Source organism: Bacillus bingmayongensis (assembly GCF_000299035.1).
GTDB classification, from domain to species: Bacteria; Bacillota; Bacilli; order Bacillales; family Bacillaceae_G; genus Bacillus_A; species Bacillus_A bingmayongensis.
The window spans coordinates 75,836-89,677 of record NZ_JH921518.1 but is presented as its reverse complement, the minus strand read 5'-3'; the positions used below and the strand labels follow the sequence as shown (position 1 = coordinate 89,677).

General features: G+C 33.7%; 17 protein-coding genes and 1 pseudogene. 11 read left to right on the top strand and 7 right to left on the bottom strand.

Going from position 1 to position 13,842, the window contains the following annotated elements; genetic code table 11:
* Positions 1-190: 190 nt before the first annotated feature.
* Positions 191-697 (top strand): acyl-CoA thioesterase, encoded by a 507-nt coding sequence (locus tag Y7E_RS0115035; protein WP_026049221.1) that lies wholly within the window; start codon positions 191-193, stop codon positions 695-697.
* An 84-nt stretch (positions 698-781) separates the two neighbouring features.
* Here the strand turns inward: Y7E_RS0115035 and Y7E_RS31800 are convergent, their stop codons facing one another.
* A complete protein-coding gene (locus Y7E_RS31800; protein ID WP_000505094.1) occupies positions 782-868 on the bottom strand; it encodes a YjcZ family sporulation protein in 87 nt (28 codons plus the stop codon).
* Between the two features lie 160 nt (positions 869-1,028).
* Between Y7E_RS31800 and cls the strand changes: the two genes are divergently transcribed.
* The gene (gene cls, locus Y7E_RS0115025) at positions 1,029-2,213 is read left to right on the top strand and encodes a cardiolipin synthase (protein ID WP_026049220.1); all 1,185 of its coding nucleotides are present in this window, start codon (positions 1,029-1,031) and stop codon (positions 2,211-2,213) included.
* A gap of 32 nt (positions 2,214-2,245) precedes the next feature.
* Positions 2,246-2,704 (top strand): spore coat protein, encoded by a 459-nt coding sequence (locus Y7E_RS0115020; RefSeq protein ID WP_017152091.1) that lies wholly within the window; start codon positions 2,246-2,248, stop codon positions 2,702-2,704.
* A 44-nt stretch (positions 2,705-2,748) separates the two neighbouring features.
* Here Y7E_RS0115020 and Y7E_RS0115015 read toward each other — a convergent pair whose 3' ends face one another.
* Entirely contained in the window at positions 2,749-3,534 is a 786-nt protein-coding gene (locus Y7E_RS0115015; RefSeq protein ID WP_017152090.1) for an SDR family oxidoreductase, read from the bottom strand.
* Positions 3,535-3,722: 188 nt separating this feature from the next.
* On the opposite strand from Y7E_RS0115015, the gene Y7E_RS0115010 reads away from it, so the two are divergent.
* Positions 3,723-3,905 (top strand): hypothetical protein, encoded by a 183-nt coding sequence (locus Y7E_RS0115010; RefSeq protein WP_017152089.1) that lies wholly within the window; start codon positions 3,723-3,725, stop codon positions 3,903-3,905.
* A 111-nt stretch (positions 3,906-4,016) separates the two neighbouring features.
* A complete protein-coding gene (locus Y7E_RS0115005; protein WP_017152088.1) occupies positions 4,017-4,637 on the top strand; it encodes an NAD(P)-dependent oxidoreductase in 621 nt (206 codons plus the stop codon).
* Between the two features lie 24 nt (positions 4,638-4,661).
* Here the strand turns inward: Y7E_RS0115005 and Y7E_RS0115000 are convergent, their stop codons facing one another.
* The 3 genes from Y7E_RS0115000 to Y7E_RS0114990 form a co-directional block, all read right to left on the bottom strand.
* Positions 4,662-5,144 (bottom strand): DUF456 domain-containing protein, encoded by a 483-nt coding sequence (locus tag Y7E_RS0115000; RefSeq protein WP_017152087.1) that lies wholly within the window; start codon positions 5,142-5,144, stop codon positions 4,662-4,664.
* Between the two features lies 1 nt (position 5,145).
* Positions 5,146-6,453 carry a hemolysin family protein gene (locus tag Y7E_RS0114995; RefSeq protein ID WP_017152086.1) on the bottom strand — a complete coding sequence of 436 codons (1,308 nt, stop codon included), beginning with the start codon at positions 6,451-6,453 and terminating at the stop codon, positions 5,146-5,148.
* Positions 6,454-6,665: 212 nt separating this feature from the next.
* Positions 6,666-7,556, bottom strand: a complete 891-nt coding sequence (locus tag Y7E_RS0114990; RefSeq protein ID WP_017152085.1) for a hypothetical protein — start codon at positions 7,554-7,556, stop codon at positions 6,666-6,668.
* 354 nt (positions 7,557-7,910) lie between these two features.
* Between Y7E_RS0114990 and cbpA the strand changes: the two genes are divergently transcribed.
* The 4 genes from cbpA to Y7E_RS0114970 all read left to right on the top strand — a co-directional run bounded on the left by cbpA (position 7,911) and on the right by Y7E_RS0114970 (position 11,271).
* Entirely contained in the window at positions 7,911-8,558 is a 648-nt protein-coding gene (gene cbpA, locus Y7E_RS0114985) for a cyclic di-AMP binding protein CbpA (protein ID WP_017152084.1), read from the top strand.
* 454 nt (positions 8,559-9,012) lie between these two features.
* Positions 9,013-10,350 carry a branched-chain amino acid transport system II carrier protein BrnQ4 gene (brnQ4, locus tag Y7E_RS0114980; protein ID WP_017152083.1) on the top strand — a complete coding sequence of 446 codons (1,338 nt, stop codon included), beginning with the start codon at positions 9,013-9,015 and terminating at the stop codon, positions 10,348-10,350.
* Between the two features lie 66 nt (positions 10,351-10,416).
* Positions 10,417-10,746: a chaperone CsaA gene (gene csaA, locus Y7E_RS0114975; protein WP_017152082.1), complete on the top strand. Its 330-nt coding sequence runs from the start codon at positions 10,417-10,419 to the stop codon at positions 10,744-10,746.
* Between the two features lie 18 nt (positions 10,747-10,764).
* Entirely contained in the window at positions 10,765-11,271 is a 507-nt protein-coding gene (locus Y7E_RS0114970; RefSeq protein ID WP_017152081.1) for a DUF1572 domain-containing protein, read from the top strand.
* Here the strand turns inward: Y7E_RS0114970 and Y7E_RS34450 are convergent.
* Positions 11,268-11,566: pseudogene (locus tag Y7E_RS34450) on the bottom strand (permease). The gene Y7E_RS0114970 and the pseudogene Y7E_RS34450 overlap by 4 nt on opposite strands.
* A gap of 20 nt (positions 11,567-11,586) precedes the next feature.
* A complete protein-coding gene (locus Y7E_RS31795) occupies positions 11,587-11,880 on the bottom strand; it encodes a hypothetical protein (RefSeq protein ID WP_081584640.1) in 294 nt (97 codons plus the stop codon).
* An 89-nt stretch (positions 11,881-11,969) separates the two neighbouring features.
* Between Y7E_RS31795 and Y7E_RS0114960 the strand changes: the two genes are divergently transcribed.
* Positions 11,970-13,124 carry a stage II sporulation protein P gene (locus tag Y7E_RS0114960; protein WP_017152079.1) on the top strand — a complete coding sequence of 385 codons (1,155 nt, stop codon included), beginning with the start codon at positions 11,970-11,972 and terminating at the stop codon, positions 13,122-13,124.
* Between the two features lie 210 nt (positions 13,125-13,334).
* Positions 13,335-13,832 carry a GNAT family N-acetyltransferase gene (locus Y7E_RS0114950; protein ID WP_017152078.1) on the top strand — a complete coding sequence of 166 codons (498 nt, stop codon included), beginning with the start codon at positions 13,335-13,337 and terminating at the stop codon, positions 13,830-13,832.
* Positions 13,833-13,842 lie beyond the last annotated feature (10 nt).

The following is a 13,842-nucleotide window of genomic DNA, read 5'->3' as shown; positions in this document are numbered from 1 at the left end:
TAGTTCACTTAGTGTAATTTTTGTATGCAAGATGAACAAAAAAGTATGAGAAAGCTCGGAAATTCTCATATTAATTAGTATGTTGGACATGTGGGATTGTGAGAAATTAGGGAGTAGTTATTTAGTTTCTATGCCATTTGATATTTACGAATGAATTTAAGAGGTGAAGGAAATGGGAGAAATAAAGGAAATGGGAGAAATAAAGGGGAAAACAGTTAATGAATCACGAGTTTTTAAAACAAGTCGTGTCTTTCCAACAGATTTAAATGATCATAACACATTATTTGGGGGTAAAATATTAGCTGAAATGGATATGATTGCATCTATCTCAGCAACGAGGCATTCACGAATGGAATGTGTCACGGCATCGATGGACTGGGTGGATTTCTTACATCCAGTTCGTTCAACTGATTGTGTTAGCTATGAATCATTTGTTGTTTGGACCGGGAGAACGTCGATGGAAGTGTTTGTAAAAGTAGTGGCGGAAGATTTAATTTCTGGTGAAAAACGAATTGCAGCAACATCTTTTGTTACATTTGTGGCCCTTGGGAAAGAAAATAATCCAGTTCCTGTTCCACGTGTGATTCCGGAAACAGAAGGAGAGAAAAAATTACATGAGATTGCTGTTTTACGTGCGCAGCAACGTCATATTCGAAAAGCAGAAAGTAAGAAAATTGCAACGTTATTAACTTTATAAGTGACTTGGAATGAAAAGCGGACACCTAAATTTAGGTGTCCGCTTTTATAGTTTTTCATCTGCATATCGCCTTGGGAGAGCTAGCTAGCAAAAGCAAGCAGCACCGACGATAATTAAGAGGATAAATAGTACGACAAGTAACGCAAATCCATTTCCATGTGCGAAGCCCATTGTTATTTCCTCCTTTTATTGTAAGATACAACATACAATATGCAAATTCACTTTTGTTTGACAGGGACATATATCACGAAACTGTGGATTTTTCTTGTATGTTAACGTAAAAAAAAGGAAAGATATAGGAATAACAGCTTTTGAAGAAAGGGTTTTATCCATGAAAAAATGTATAGCCATTTTGTTATGTATCATAGGGATATTCATATGGATGAACATCGATCTAGGAATGGGGAAGAAAATGGCGAATCAACTTGAAATATCACAAATTCGGCAGGGGAGTTTTCAGTCATTTGTAAATGGAGAAGATTTATATCGGAATATGTTTGAAGATATCAATCGTGCTAAAAAATTTATTTATCTTCATTTTTATATTGTAGGTAAGGATAAAGTCAGTCGTGAATTTTTAGAACTATTAGAGAAGAAAGCATCGAGTGGTGTGGATGTGAAATTATCGGTAGATCGAATTGGTGGCTATAAAATTAAGAAAAAAGTAATTCGGCAGTTAAAAGAAAAGGGTGTTAAGTTTACTTTTAGTAAAAAGCCTAAATTAAAAAATCTGTTTTATTCATTACATCAACGTAATCATCGCCGTATTGCAGTGATTGATGGAAAAGTTTCTTATGTCGGTGGTTTTAATATTGGAGAGGAGTATCTCGGAAAGGATCCTAAATTCGGGAGATGGCGTGATTATCAATTGCGCATTGAAGGGGATGGCGCAGTTGATATGGAGCGGAAATTTGCAGAAGATTGGCATGCAGATACTGGTGAAAAGCTTTCCTTATATAAAGAGGTTTCTACGCAAGGAAGTGCAAAATATCAGTATGTATTTTCTGATGGGAAAGGATTTTGGAAAGAGTATAGTGCACTACTAAAGCAAGCTAAAAAGTCAATTATCATTGCAACGCCATATTTTGTACCAGGAAAAGAAATGATAAACGTTTTACAAGAGGCATTGCAGCGAGGAGTTGCTGTAAAGCTTCTTGTTCCATTTAAAAGTGATGCTCTGTTATTAAAACAAGCTGCCTATCCACATTTAAAAAAGATGCTAAATGCTGGTGCAGAGATCTATCAATACCGAGATGGCTTTTTTCATGGAAAGGTGACAATCATTGATGATGTAAGTGCTGATGTAGGGACAGCTAATTTTGACATGCGCAGTTTTTATATAAATACAGAGTCAGACTGTTTTATCTATGATAAAGCAGTTGTTGCTGAAGTATGGGAGAAATTACAAAAGGATTTTCATGATTCTAAACGATTAACAGACAAAGATTTTGACAAAATAAATAGTTGGGATTGGTTTCTAGCAAAGGTGGCAAACGTTCTGGCTTTCTATTTATAGGCATATATTTAGAAGAAAGGGGGAGTTATAATATGAGATGCATGGAAGAATTAATGAAGTGTAGTTATGAAGTGATTCATATGATCGGTGAGTGTATGAATAAGGTGGAAGATGAAGAACTAGGAAATATATTAAAACAACATTTGCCCTATATTTTACAAGCTTACAATGAACAGGTGAATTTTCAAGAGGGTGAAAATGTACAGCATATAATTTGTGAACAATTGGAGTCTCCACTTATCCAAAATAATATACCAATGAAAAATACTAGTAAAAGCGATATCAAAGTTGCTATTTCTTATATTTCAAATTTAAAAAGATTAGCACTCAGGTTTGCCCAAGTTGCAGTAGAAGTTGCGAATCCAGAGTTTCGTTCTTTTTTGGAAAGTTGCTTCGTTAAAATGAATCGTTATGCATATAGTGTGTGGCAATATGTTGTGAAGAAAGAGTATAAGATTGAACATATATATGAAGATGAAAAATTTGCATAAAAAACAAGACGGAATAGTAGCCGTCTTGTTTTTTTGTATAAGAATTATAAACTTTTTACCATTCCACCATCAACAAGGAATGATTGCCCGGTCATATAAGTATTTGCATCGGATGCAAGGAATGTAGCAAATTTAGCGAATTCACTAGGATGACCATATCTTCCAAGAGGGATAATTGCTTCATATTGTTTTTGAACGTCTTCTACTGCAATTCCGCGTTTTTCGGCAGCTGTTTCATCGAGAGAAGCGATGCGGTCTGTAGCGATACGTCCAGGTGCAATCGTATTAATTAAAATATTGTATGGAGCAAGTTCAGATGCTAACGTTTTTGCTAACCCTGTAATGCCGACTCGGAATGTATTCGATAATAGTAATCCGGGAATTGGCTCTTTAATAGAAGAAGAAGCAATGTTAATAATTTTGCCACCTTGCTCCTTCATATATGGAAGTACTTCACGAATCATACGAACGTAACTTAATAAATTGAGTTCAAATGAGCTGTACCAATCTTCATCCGTTAATTGTTCAAATGTACCTGGCTTTGGTCCGCCAGCATTGTTAACTAAAATATCGATTGTACCAAAAGTTTGTATAGTATATGCTACCGCTTGTTTGATATTTTCTTTATTTGTGACATCACAAACTGTATACATGGCAGTACCTTTGTTAAGAGCAATCAGCTCTTTTTGTAAGGATGCTAGCTTTTCTTCATTACGACTAAGTAGCATAACATTTGTTCCTTCTTTTATAAGCTCTGTAGCAATTGCTTTTCCTAAGCCTTGACTAGAAGCGACAACTAGAGCAGTTTTTCCAGCTAATCCAAGTTCCATATGTATCAACCTTTCTCTTTTATATTACTTTTATTATAGGTGAAAACACTGCGAAATTAAAAAAATAAGATCGGTGTTATCAGAAAATTTACAAATATTTACCGTATCTTTACTCTTTTCTAATATTTCCTTCAAAAAAGAGAAGTAATATGAGATTGTACATATTCTATCAAAAGGGGGATAAGCAAATGAGTAAATGGGTAAAAACTTTGACTGCTATGGCACTTGCGAGCTCTTTATTTCTGGTAGGTTGTAATAATAATGATGAGGAAAAGAAGAAAGATGAAGAAACTACAACTCAGCAAGATGAAAAGACAGATCAGGAAACGAGTAAAGATAGCAATTCTTCAGATTCAAAGGAAAAAAAATAAGATTATGTTATGTATAGTGGAGCTTCCTCAGGTGATGAGGAAGCTTTTTTAGTTGTATATTTTTCGTTTTTGAGAAAAAATAGAGAGAAATAGAGAATAAGGAGAAGAGAAATGAAAATATGCATATTTGGAGCAACTGGAAGAGTTGGGGCCCAGTTAATGAAACTGGCATTACAAGATTCACATGATGTCACAGTATTAGTTCGTGATCAAAATAAGCTTGTGGTAAAACATAACAATCTATATATAGTAGAAGGGGATGTATTGCAAGAAAATGATGTGAAGAAGGCTTTAAAAGGAGCTGAAATTGTTTTAAGTGCTCTTGGGACAGATGGAAATAGAACGTTATCGAATAGTATACCTAGTATTATAAAACATATGGATGAAGAGGGAGTAAAAAGGATTATCACGATAGGAACAGCAGGTATTTTACAGGCTCGAACAAATCTGAACATATATCGGTTTCAATCGGAAGAATCAAAAAGAAGAACTACAACAGCTGCAGAAGATCATTTAGCTGCTTATGTAGCTTTAAAGAACAGTGGGCTATACTGGACAATTGTTTGTCCCACATATCTAATTGATGGTGAAGAAACGGGTATGTACCGGACGGAGGCAAATATGTTACCACTGGATGGATCAAAAATTACGGTAGGAGATACGGCTTGTTTTACATGGTCTCTAATAAATGAAAAAGTATATGAAAATAGCCGCGTAGGTATTGCTTATTAAAAAACCATCCCTGAAAAGGGATGGTTAAAAAAGAATGTAACATACAAAAATGATAATCATAATGATTTGTAAGATTGCTTTTGCTACTGTACTGCTTAAAAAGCCGACGACTGTAGCGATTCCGACCATAAACGCTTCTTGCGGTGTCTTTTTATGCATTATTTCTGTCACGAAAACAGATAGAAATGGAATGATAATGAGACCAAATGGTGGGAAGAAAAAGGATCCGATAATAATAGAAATCATTCCCACACGTTCGCCCCATCTGGTACTTCCGTATTTTTTTAAGAAGTATCCATTTGCAATAAAATCAGCAACGAAAATAATGATGGTAAAAATGATTTGAAAGATCCAAAAACTTGTTGTTAGCTCCCCGCCATTTATACCAAAATGATAAATGATATATCCAGCCCACAGTGCAAGTATGCCAGGGATGATTGGATAGATAAACGCAATAAATGATACGATAAAACAAACAATTATACAAAGTGTTAATAAAACAGTCAATTTATATCTCCTTTTTACTATCTAGTTTATGTACAGCAACTTTCTTAATTTGATGCCCGTCAAGCTCTAATGCTTTAAATTGGAAACCAGCATATTCAATTGAATAGCCAACTTCGATATTTAAATCAATAGCCTGGGATAGAAGCCAGCCACCAATTGTATCTAAATCACTTTCATCAATATGTAAACCAAACATATCATTTACTTCTGAAATGAGTACTTTGCCATCCAGTACAGTGAGTTTTGGTGTGCGTTTTTCAATCATCGGTGATTCATCTGCATCAAACTCATCTTGAATTTCACCAATAATTTCTTCAATAATATCTTCCATTGTTAATAGTCCAGCTGTTCCGCCATATTCATCCATTACAATCGCCATTTGCACACGATTTTTTTGAAGATGAATTAATGTTTTACGGATTGGTACTGTTTCAAATACAGTTAAGACCGGATGGATATACGCTTCTAAAGGTTTTTGAATTCCCTTCGTTTGATCGTGAAAAATTTCTTTTGTATTTAGCATCCCGATAATATCATCTTTATCTTTTTCAATAATCGGATAACGTGTATATTTTTCAGATGCCACGATATCCATATTTTCTTCTAATGTATTTTCGGTAGATAAACAAACCATTTCGGTACGAGGTACCATTATTTCTTTGGCAACACGATCATCAAATTCGAAAATATTATTTACATATTTATATTCAGTTTGATTAATTTCACCGCTTTTAAAGCTTTCACCTAAAATGAGTCGCAATTCTTCTTCTGAGTGAGCAAGTTCATTTTCTTTTGCTGGTTCTAAGCCGAATAGTTTTGTAAAGAATACGGCTGTACCATTAAGTAACCAAATGAAAGGATACATAATTTTATCAAACCAAATGAGTGGTTTGGCAAATTTTAATGTAATTGCTTCGGCTTTTTGAATTGCAAAAGATTTTGGAACAAGTTCACCTAATACAACATGGAAAAAAGTAATGACACTAAATGCAATGATAAAGGATAGCGTGTTAGCCATTGTCCCAGTAATATTTATTTTTTCAAATAGTGGTCGTAGTAAGTGTTCAACAGTTGGTTCACCAAGCCAACCAAGCCCTAAAGACGTGATGGTAATACCAAGCTGGCAAGCTGATAAGTATACATCTAAGTTAGAAACAACGCTTCTGGCAGCTAATGCTTGCTTATTTCCTTCATTTGCAAGCTGATCAATTCGACTTTTTCGTACTTTTACCACCGCAAATTCAGATGCCACGAAAAAGCCAGAAATGAGAATAAGTACAAAGATGAGAAAAATATTTAATATGTCCAAGTGTGTTCTCTACCCCGAAGTGGGAATAAAGATGTCACCTCCTGCAAGTATGTTATACTTTTATAATAAATCGAAATGAAAATAATAGTCAAAGGAAATGAGTAAATATTGGAATGTTTTTCTAAACATTCATGAATTTGTTGGTATTTTACCCTGAATGAAAGGGGAATAACCCTCCGTTTTTAAAAGGAGGGAGATAGCTTAAAGTTTAATTATTTAATTATTGTTTTTGAGATAGCATAAGTTTGATGTTTAGACTGGTTTGTTGTCCATACGGATTGAAGAAAGGAAAGAATGATGTAAGGAATATAAATGAGTAGCAGTCCAATTGTGACAACAGTTGGTGAACTTCCTCCAAATTGAATAATAAATTGTAGTAATCCTTTTGTATGAAAAATACATTCCATATAAAAGAATGAAAGAATAATGGAGCTTAAAATAGATTTATGATTTGAAACGATGGCCATAAATAACGTATTAATGAGAAAAGATGAGTCACGTATATCATCATGTTCTTCAGTTTTATTTAAAAACGGAATCCATTTTTTGATTGCCTGTATAACGATAATCATTGATGTACTACATATGATGATGAGGGAGGACAGGAATGGAATTGTTATGTACTTTGCAATGTATAAAGAAATTAAAACAATAGAACATTGTAATAAAGCAGTACTGAATGAGTATGGAATCCAGCGCAATATTGAAATGTATTTTTTAAATTGTTTTGGTGCCTTTAAGAATAAACGTCCAATCGCTAAGCTAATGAAAAAACCAATTGCGAGTGTGAGTGTAAAGCGAACGATTGATAAAAAGTATACTTCCCACATATAGGGGAATAGAAGTGGAGATTGTCCTGGAACATGTAACGTTGTGGTAGAATTTATAATAGGTTGAGATGAGAAAAGAATGGATTCATGCATCCAATCAATCATTGGGATGGAAATAGACGGAAAATGAGTGAAATTATGGAAAATCCCAATTAAACCTTTTAAATAAGAAGATTCATGCGTTAATAATATAGCGGGAAGAGGGCTTATGATAAGAATGATTAGGAATCCAGCTAAAAAGCGATATGTGTAAGTACGAAATAATGAAGACATAATTGCTCACCTGCTCTTTGAATGTTCAGAAAATTCTTATTCTTATTCTAACGCTTTTTTGAAGAAGTTACAATATCTTTTTCTTTACATATGGGTATAAGTTATGATAATAAGTAATTCTCTTTATTTTTAAAGGAAAACGGTAATGAAAAATAACAATCTATTTATAAATTTTTTAGTCAGCAATTAAGTCCAAAAGGATAATCTCTAAATTTTTCAAAATATGAATCATTCATGAACAAATAATGACAATAATACGAAAATTTTCAGAAAAATAAAATAAATCATTTATTTTTTTCTGAAAATATAATATAGTTATGGCACAGAAAGTATTTTAACATAAGGAGGCTTTTTATGAGAGTAAAAGGAAACTATGTGTCAAAAAGAGAAGTCTTATTTTGTTCTGCTTCATTTACGATAGGTGAAGCATTGGATCATTTAAATAAAACGGGTTATCGTTGTGTTCCGGTACTAGATGAAAAGAAAGAGAAATTTTTAGGGAATGTATATAAAGTAGATATTTTAGAATATAAAGGATCATTAGAGGATAATTTATTAGAATTATTAAGTGATAAAGATGGATATGTGAAAGAAGATTCTTCTTTCTTTAAAGTGTTCTTTACAATTAAAAAGTTACCATATTTGTCCGTTATTGATGAGAAAGGAACATTTCTTGGAATCCTAACTCATAAAAAGGTATTTGAGCTATTAGAGGATGCATGGGGTGTTCATTCTAGCAAGTATTCCGTCATGATAGGAACTCAAGATTATAATGGAGCGATTCAAAAACTATCTACAGTTTTGAAAAAATATAGTGGTATTCAAAGTTTAATGACATTTGATAATGATGCGTTATTAGTACGCAGAATTATGTTTACACTAGGTGAGGAATTTAAAGAAGAAGGGTTAGAGACTTTACTAAAGGATTTAGAAGATCACGGATTTCGTGTTGTATATGTAGAAGAAATGAATAATCCACGTGAAGTAGAGATAATAGAATAGATATGGAAAGCCATCTGTTTGATTTAGGTGGCTTTTCATTATATTAGTTAAGGAAGACTAAAGATATTTTGAAATAACAAAATGAGGGTAATGGCTTTTTCTGTAGAAATATTTTTACAAAAGAATAACATAAAAAATAAGTGTATACTATTTTGTTTTTCGAAAAATTCCATATAAAAAATATGTTTCTATTTTTCAACTAAATGTGTTACTATATGTGTGACAAAAGTAAAGAGGTCCGACCTATTAACTCTGTGATTTAACACTATAATGTTTTGAATATTCAAAAAAATCAAAATTCATTAGTTGGAGTAATAAAAAGGTGAAATGGAGAAATTATGGGAAAAGACATTGCTTTTTGAGGGACATATATAATCAACATGGATAGAGAGGAGGATGCATAGCATATTGTGAAAGAGATAAAAACAATAGAGACATGCTATGCAAAAGAGAGATGAAGGGACGATTAAGGCCAGGAGATACGCTAGCAATCGGTTTAATGTTATTTGCATTATTTTTAGGAGCAGGAAATTTAATTTTCCCACCAGTATTAGGTCAACAAGCAGGAGAGAATGTTTGGATTGCCACAATTGGATTCCTTGTGACAGGAGTCGGTCTTCCTCTACTAGCTGTAACTGCTGTAGCTTTTGTAGAAGGAGACTTGAAAGCGTTATCCTCAAGAGTACATCCTATATTTGCGTTCATTTTCCCACTGATTAGTTATTTAGCAATTGGACCATTTTTTGCAATTCCGCGGACGGGAGCAGTTTCATTTGAAATGGGAATGAAGCCGTTTTTATCAGAAGCATTTGTGTCAGAGTGGTATATGCTGTTTCTATACACAGCAGTTTTCTTCGGTATTACTTGGTATCTATCACTAAACCCATCGAAATTAATTGATTGGTTTGGAAAATTTCTTACTCCATTATTAGTATTAATTGTCGCTGTAATTGTAGGGAAAGCTATTATTGATCCAATTGGAGCTCCCGCTGCACCGGTAGAAGCATATAAAGAGACTGCATTTTTTGGTGGGTTTATTCAAGGATACTTAACGATGGATGCTATTAGTGCACTTGTATTTGGCATAGTTGTTGTACAAGTTATTCGTTCAAAAGGGATAAAAGAGAGCGGACAAATTGCAAAAACAACAATTGTATCTGGAATTATTGCTGTATTAGGTTTAACGTTAATTTATTTATCACTCGCTTATCTTGGTTCGACGAGTACATCGCTTGGCGTTTCTGATAATGGAGGTCTTATTTTAACAAAAGTTGTAAATGAGCTATATGGAACGAGTGGCAAAGTATTATTAGGCCTTGTTATTACACTTGCTTGTTTAACAACTTCAGTTGGACTTACATCGGCCTGTGCGGGATTCTTTACAAAGTTATTCCCTAAATTATCACATAAAATGATTGTAACATTGGTATGTGTGTTTAGTTTAGTTGTATCAAACTTAGGATTAACACAGCTTATTGCTGTAACATTGCCAGTATTGATGATTATTTATCCTGTTGCGATTGTACTAATTGTACTGTCTTATTTCCATAAATGGATTGGAGAGCGAAATACAATATATATTGGTGCAATTTTAGGTGCACTAGTTATTAGTCTATTTAACGGTTTAGAAAGTGTAAATATTAAGTTTGATGCAATAACAAATGTGCTAGAAATGCTTCCTTTATATAAGGAAGGAATTGGTTGGTTACTGCCATCGTGTGTTGGTGGAGTTATCGGTTACTTCCTATATAGACCAAACGAATCAAGTGAGTTGCAAAAGAAAGGTGCTTAGGCATCTTTCTTTTTTTAGAGGAAATGTGTATGTTTTGTCTAAATGAAAATTGGGAGGGGGAATAAAATGGCTAATTTTGAAGATTTTTTACAGTTAGATTTACGTGTAGGAACGATAATAAAAGCAGAAGAGTTTAGAGAAGCTCGTGTACCTGCGATTAAGCTGGAAATTGACTTTGATGAACTTGGTATGAAGCAGTCCAGTGCTCAAATTACGAAGAGATATACACCAGATGGGCTAATCGGCAAACAGGTTGTAGCTGTCGTGAATTTTCCGCCCAAACGTGTTGCAGGCTTTAAATCAGAAGTACTTGTGGTAGGTGGAGTTCCCGAAGCCGGGGATGTAATCTTACTGCAACCTGATATAGAAGTCCCAAATGGAACACCTATTAGTTAATATGGGAGAGGATTAGAAATGGATGTTGGAAAGGTCTATTTAGAATGTGCCATTTCAAACTTTAAGGCAATGCAAAAGCAAGGAGAACGGACACTTTCACAGTTATCATATGAACAAATAAGTTGGACACCTCATGAAGAAGCAAACAGTATTGCGATTATAATCAAACATTTACATGGAAATATGCGCTCAAGATGGACAGATTTTTTAACGAAAGATGGTGAAAAATTAGATCGAAATCGTGATGGTGAATTTGAGGGTGGTTATGCTTCAAAAGAAGAGGTGCTAATAGCATGGCAGGAAGGCTGGGAATATGTTTTTCAAGCGCTGCAATCATTAACTTCACAAGACCTCTTAACAATCGTCCATATTCGAGGTGAAGTACATAGTGTTATGCAAGCAATTGAGAGACAAATTGCTCATTATGCTTCACATGTTGGACAAATTATTTATGTTGGAAAAATGTTAAAAGAAGAAGATTGGGAGTGTTTGAGTATTCCTAAAGGACAGTCTAATCGTTATTAGCAAAAGTGACGTTCAATATAGTAGTAAGAAATCAACCGACATAGGGCAGGTGTTAAAAAGAAAATCCAAATAACTGATGGTTCAGTTAAGGATAAAATACTGCCTATAACGAGAGTATACCAAATGAAATATACTCCAAATAGTGTATTAATAGGAATAAAGCTAGAAAAGAACAATTGTTGGCTAAAACAAGCTTCGTGAAATAAGTAGATACGTATGTAAAATATTGTGGTAATAAGATCTTGCTTTCTGATAATTTTTTTTTGCAGTTATGACATATAAAAGTTGGTCTCATTTTTACACTCCATTTAAACATTAAGTTCTTCTTAAATTTGTTACTAGTTTATAAATGAGGAGATATAAAGAGTATACCCCTACATAAGCCCCGGTGATGAGAAATAATGGATTCAACAAAATACCGTGGATGGTTGTCATAAACACTAAGCCGTGCAATACAACATCATATATGTTAAAAGCAATTAGTATACCAAGTATATATAAAGAAAGGTACGCACAAATATCTAAGAAAATACGGACTTTAGGATGTGCTGCAAATAATAAAAAAACAGATGATAAAAAAATAGGAATTATACCGATAATTAGCTTCAATTCATTTCACCTCTATGACAATATAGCCGAAATTTAGGCGGTCTATTCTCTATAGCTTGTACATAAGTTGAAACAGAGAGGGTGATGTTATGAATCGAGGCTTTTTTTATGTGAAATTAACAAGTGTACGTAAGCTTATTTTATTTGTTGTCATTATGATGTTAGCAACTTTTTTTCTTATTAGTATGATGGTGACTTCATTGAAAGAAACAAAGTCAGCATATTTATATAATTGGTTGAATGAGTTATCAATGAATGGGTATATGTATGTAATTGGAAAAGAAAATCATTATTTTACACAAGAATATCGAAATTTAAACCAAGACTTTTCGATTTCATCTTTTCTTTTTTCTACAGCGACAAATATTCGATTTGATGATGTTCGCAGTTTCGTTGGGAAAGAACTTCCTGGGTTTGGAAGGTATGATACAGAAATTGTCATTGCCGGTGAAGGGACTGATTATTCTAATTTACCAATAGAATCAAGTGTTCCGCTTGAAGAATTGGTGAAAGAAAGAACGGGAGAAACTGGACAGGTTCCTAAAACGGATACAAATAAAGAAAAGAAAAAACCTGCTCAAACGACGGGGAAAAGACAAGTTGCATTTATCTATCATTCTCACAGCTGGGAGTCTTATTTACCTTTATTAAATTTAACAAATGATCCAGATCCTAATAAAGCAACAAGTTCAGTGACGAATATTTCTATACTTGGAGAACGGTTCCATGACCAATTAGCGAATGAAGGGATAGGAGCGGTTAATGATAAAACGGATGTTGGGAAAAAGTTGATTAGTAAGGGGTTAAATAGTAATAGTTCTTATAAAATGTCTCGAGAAATTGTACAGGAGGCAATGGCAGGCAATAAAGAACTACAATACTTTTTCGATTTGCACCGAGATAGCGCCCGTAAAAATGTCACGACAAAAGCAATTGGAGATAAATCGTATGCGAAGCTTGCTTTTGTCATCGGAAAAGGAAATAAAAATTACGCAAAAAACTTACAATTAGCAACTGCACTGCATGAAGCGATTAATAAAAAATATCCAGGGGTAAGTCGAGGGGTTATACAAAAGGGGTTTCAAACAGGGAACGGTGTTTATAATCAGGACTTGTCAGGACAAGCGATTTTAATTGAAGTGGGAGGTGTAGATAATACAGCCGAAGAATTAAATCGTTCAATTGATGTATTGGCGAAAGCATTTAGTGAATATTTTTGGCAAGCAGAAAAAGTAAATGGATGAACGTAAGCGAGGGCTTACGTTTTTTTGTGCTCAAAAAGAAGAAAAAGATAGGAACCAAGATTTTTCTAAATAAAGTTGCATCTTCATTATACTAATATCGAAATTTGTCTATTTATCCTATGAAAAATAGAAAGGTATTTCATAAAAAAATAGCGAAATTCTCTTTATGAATAAAATTTTTAATCTTAAAAAATCGGCAGGGTGATAGAGATGATTCGAGAAATTCAAGTAGAGGACGCAGCAGCATTTTTGCAATTAGGAAAACAATTAGATGAAGAAACTGCCTTTATGTTATTGGAACCAGGGGAACGAGATACAACAGTGGAGCAGCAAGCGAAGATGATTCAACGTTTCATAAATAATCATACTTCTACAATATTTGTAGCTACTCATGAAGAACAAGTGGTAGGATTTATTTTAGCTAATGGTAGTGATTTGCAAAGAAAAAAACATGTTGCAACAATTGTGATTGGAATTTTACAAGAATATAGTGGCCAAGGTATTGGGACAGCTTTGTTTAAAGAAATGGAAAAATGGGCAAAATTACATGATGTATGGCGTTTAGAATTAACGGTAATGGCCCATAATACGCGAGCGCAGGCACTATATAAAAAAGCAGGATTTGAAAAAGAAGGTGTCAAAAAAGCTTCTCTTATTGTTGATGGAAAAAATATCGACGAGTATTATATGGCCAAATTATTAAAATAAGAGGTCGTTT

Excerpts from the sequence above, each read along its gene's own strand:
- Y7E_RS0114950 (WP_017152078.1), top strand. The coding sequence starts at position 13,335 with ATGATTCGAGAAATTCAAGTAGAGGACGCAGCAGCATTTTTGCAATTA.
- Y7E_RS0114970 (WP_017152081.1), top strand. The coding sequence starts at position 10,765 with ATGGATGTTGGAAAGGTCTATTTAGAATGTGCCATTTCAAACTTTAAG.
- Y7E_RS31800 (WP_000505094.1), bottom strand. The coding sequence starts at position 868 with ATGGGCTTCGCACATGGAAATGGATTTGCGTTACTTGTCGTACTATTT.
- Y7E_RS0115015 (WP_017152090.1), bottom strand. The coding sequence starts at position 3,534 with ATGGAACTTGGATTAGCTGGAAAAACTGCTCTAGTTGTCGCTTCTAGT.
- cls (WP_026049220.1), top strand. The coding sequence starts at position 1,029 with ATGAAAAAATGTATAGCCATTTTGTTATGTATCATAGGGATATTCATA.
- Y7E_RS0115010 (WP_017152089.1), top strand. The coding sequence starts at position 3,723 with ATGAGTAAATGGGTAAAAACTTTGACTGCTATGGCACTTGCGAGCTCT.
- Y7E_RS0115020 (WP_017152091.1), top strand. The coding sequence starts at position 2,246 with ATGAGATGCATGGAAGAATTAATGAAGTGTAGTTATGAAGTGATTCAT.
- Y7E_RS0114990 (WP_017152085.1), bottom strand. The coding sequence starts at position 7,556 with ATGTCTTCATTATTTCGTACTTACACATATCGCTTTTTAGCTGGATTC.
- Y7E_RS0114960 (WP_017152079.1), top strand. The coding sequence starts at position 11,970 with ATGAATCGAGGCTTTTTTTATGTGAAATTAACAAGTGTACGTAAGCTT.
- brnQ4 (WP_017152083.1), top strand. The coding sequence starts at position 9,013 with ATGAAGGGACGATTAAGGCCAGGAGATACGCTAGCAATCGGTTTAATG.
- csaA (WP_017152082.1), top strand. The coding sequence starts at position 10,417 with ATGGCTAATTTTGAAGATTTTTTACAGTTAGATTTACGTGTAGGAACG.
- Y7E_RS0115035 (WP_026049221.1), top strand. The coding sequence starts at position 191 with ATGGGAGAAATAAAGGGGAAAACAGTTAATGAATCACGAGTTTTTAAA.
- cbpA (WP_017152084.1), top strand. The coding sequence starts at position 7,911 with ATGAGAGTAAAAGGAAACTATGTGTCAAAAAGAGAAGTCTTATTTTGT.
- Y7E_RS0115005 (WP_017152088.1), top strand. The coding sequence starts at position 4,017 with ATGAAAATATGCATATTTGGAGCAACTGGAAGAGTTGGGGCCCAGTTA.